The sequence below is a fragment of the Peptoniphilus sp. HMSC062D09 genome (assembly GCF_001811425.1).
Lineage (GTDB): Bacteria > Bacillota > Clostridia > Tissierellales > Peptoniphilaceae > Peptoniphilus_A.
Genome location: NZ_KV804744.1, coordinates 1 through 338 on the forward strand (window position 1 = coordinate 1; position 338 = coordinate 338).

1 protein-coding gene is annotated in these 338 nt (G+C 36.7%); it reads right to left on the bottom strand.

Annotated features, from left to right (window positions below):
• A partial coding sequence (locus HMPREF2801_RS07770) for a hypothetical protein (RefSeq protein ID WP_148130098.1) occupies positions 1-338 on the bottom strand: 338 nt, incomplete at both ends.

Here is a 338-nt window from a genome sequence, read left to right on the forward strand (position 1 = left end):
TGACATCATCTTTCTTAAAATCATCGTTTAACTTTTCAAGCCTTGTTTCAAGTTTCTTCTTCGTCTTTTCAAGTTGCTTTACCGTAAAGTTCTGATTTCTGTCATGCTTATATTCCTCCACATAGTTTATAATTTCATCAATCTGATCTTGGATATGCTTCTCCTGATATTCCTTACTCATCGGGATCTTTTCAAACTGTGTATGCCCGATTACAACGGCATCATACTCTCCTGTGGCAATTCTTCCGATAAATATTTTTCTGTTTTTCGGCTCAAAGTCTTTCTTATCTGCAACCATAATGTTAGCTGACGGATATAGCTGCATAAACTCACGACCG